Genomic DNA, 2526 nt, shown 5'->3' with positions numbered 1-2526 from the left:
CGGCAAGCACACTTCGACCTTTATTATAAAGACACGGTTTTCGCCGCGCTTATCCCAGCCGAAGAATGGCTCTTCGACTGGTATGGCAAGTGCGGATATGCCAAACAGATAACCTGTACGCCACCCCCACGAAGGCGCAGAGAGCATGGATTTCGCCACATTCGACCAATGGCAACGCGCCAAGGCCTGCATCCTGCTACACGATGCCGAGGCTTTCGACGTGGCAAAAGAAGACATTAGGCTTGCAGGCGACCAATACCAACGCCCCGAAAACGATGTGCCAGGCATGATTCGCGTGGTGAACGCCAAGCGCGCACTGCAACTTTACTTGCAACAACACCCCGAAACAAACACCGTGATACGTGTGGAAGACGACCACGACATACCGATGAACAACGCCTATTACATCTTGGCGAATGGCAAAGTGAAGAAGACAGACGAGCCAGACGCCAACGCCACAAGGCTACGCATAGAGCAATTGGCCGACTTTATCTTTGGGGAAGAACGGGCAGAAATGAACCTCATGCTCAATTAAACCGCCCCTTTACTGTGGGTTTGGGGAGAGTTGTGCGAAGGTTTCAACTTGTTCGTTACAACCTGCGATTGCCTTTCAACTTGTAAGCATTGCGGCCATATAGCACAAAGAGCAGACAAACACATGGGCTAAAACGCTTGAACAATGTCAAAACGCACACGGAAAGGGCGTCTGTTAAAAAATCATTAATCCGTAAATTACCCCTGCAAACAACGCCGTGGGTTAAAACAAAAAAACTAAATTTGCACTTAGAACTCATTCTCAAATAATTAATTATCAAACTATGAAAGTTCATGAATATCAGGCAAAAGGTATTTTTGCAAGTTATGGCGTGCCAGTAGACAACAGCATTCTATGCAAAACGCCCCAAGAGGCAGTAGAGGCTTTCAAGAAACTTGGCACAGAACGATGCGTGGTTAAGGCGCAAGTGCACACTGGCGGGCGCGGAAAGGCGGGCGGTGTGAAACTTGCCAGCAACGAGGCCGAAGTACTTCAGCATGCCACTAGCATCCTGGGGATGGACATCAAGGGGCTTCACCGTAGACCGCATATTGGTGGGCGAGGCCGTGAACATCGCCGCCGAGTATTATGTGAGCATCGTTATCGACCGCAAGTCGAAAGGTGCCATACTCATGCTAAGCCGCGAAGGTGGTATGGATATCGAGGCCGTGGCCAAAGAAACGCCAGAGAAAATCTTCAAGATTGCCATCGACCCATCCGTGGGACTTACCGATTTCAAGGCTCGCGAGGCCGCTTTCAAACTGTTCGACGACATGGCGCAGGTGAAGCAAGCCGTGCCCTTGTTCCAGAAGTTGTACAAGCTATTCGTGGAAAAAGACGCATCGCTAGCCGAAATTAACCCGCTGGTGCTAACCAAAGACGGACAGCTGAAAGCCATCGATGCAAAGATGACCTTCGACAACAACGCCCTTTACCGTCATCCCGACATCTTCGCGATGTTCGAACCCACAGCCGACGAGAAGAAGGAACAAGAAGCTAAGGACAAAGGATTTAGCTATGTGAACCTAGGAGGCGAAATAGGATGTATGGTTAACGGCGCAGGACTGGCTATGGCCACTATGGACATGATTAAGCTTTACGGCGGAAACCCGGCCAACTTCCTCGACATCGGCGGCAGCTCGAACCCCCAAAAGATTGTTGAGGCGATGAAACTGTTGCTCGCCGACAAGCACGTGCGCGTGGTACTCATCAACATCTTCGGTGGAATAACACGCTGCGACGACGTGGCCCAAGGGCTCATCGAGGCTTTCAAAGAACTGAAAACCGACATGCCTATCGTTATCAGGCTGACGGGAACCAACGAGAAAGAAGGTCGCGAACTGCTGAAAGGCACCAAGTTCATCGTGGCCGAGACAATGGCCGAGGCCGGTAAGAAAGCTGTTGCGGCCGCTGGTTATTAACCCAAGCCAACAACGCACAGGGGGAAACACACCCAAAAGTGCACAAAAAACATAGTAGTGAACAATACACTCACAAACTAAAAACATCCTAAAATGAGTATTCTAATCAACAAAAATACAAGGCTCATCGTGCAAGGCATCACGGGCCGCGACGGTGGTTTCCATGCCACCAAGATGAAAGCGTATGGCACTAACGTCGTTGGAGGCACCTCGCCAGGCAAGGCAGGACAAGAAGTGAGCGGCATTCCCGTATTCAACACCGTGCGCGATGCCGTTGAAGCCACGCAAGCCAACACCTCCGTTATCTTCGTTCCCGCAGCTTTCGCCAAAGATGCAATGATGGAGGCCGCCGATGCAGGCATCCAACTCATTGTCTGCATTACAGAGGGCGTGCCCACATTAGATGTGGTTCAGGCCTACAACTACATCCGCCAGAAGGGAGCTAAGCTCATCGGCCCCAACTGTCCCGGACTTATCTCGCCCGAAGAGAGCATGGTCGGCATCATGCCCACCAACATTTTCAAGAAAGGCGGCACGGGAGTTATCAGCCGAGGTGGAACGCTAACCTAC

The 2526-nt window shown here is 51.2% G+C and carries 2 protein-coding genes and 1 pseudogene; all 3 read left to right on the top strand.

The genetic code is table 11. The annotated features are described in order from the left end of the window. The first annotated feature begins 145 nt into the window (after nucleotides 1-145). Complete coding sequence (locus BN93_RS02090; protein WP_044259431.1) at nucleotides 146-535, top strand: GNAT family N-acetyltransferase; 390 nt, start codon at nucleotides 146-148, stop codon at nucleotides 533-535. 283 nt (nucleotides 536-818) lie between these two features. Further along, a pseudogene (sucC, locus tag BN93_RS02085) lies at nucleotides 819-1956 on the top strand (ADP-forming succinate--CoA ligase subunit beta). A gap of 93 nt (nucleotides 1957-2049) precedes the next feature. Continuing rightward, nucleotides 2050-2526: succinate--CoA ligase subunit alpha (locus BN93_RS02080; RefSeq protein WP_044259429.1), on the top strand; the 477-nt coding region annotated here is incomplete at its 3' end.

This window comes from Prevotella conceptionensis 9403948, assembly GCF_000312305.1.
Taxonomy (GTDB): Bacteria; Bacteroidota; Bacteroidia; order Bacteroidales; family Bacteroidaceae; genus Prevotella; species Prevotella conceptionensis.
The sequence above is the reverse complement of the archived record's forward strand: the minus strand, read 5'-3'. Positions and strand labels throughout refer to the sequence as shown.

Excerpts from the sequence above, each read along its gene's own strand:
- BN93_RS02090 (WP_044259431.1), top strand. The coding sequence starts at position 146 with ATGGATTTCGCCACATTCGACCAATGGCAACGCGCCAAGGCCTGCATC.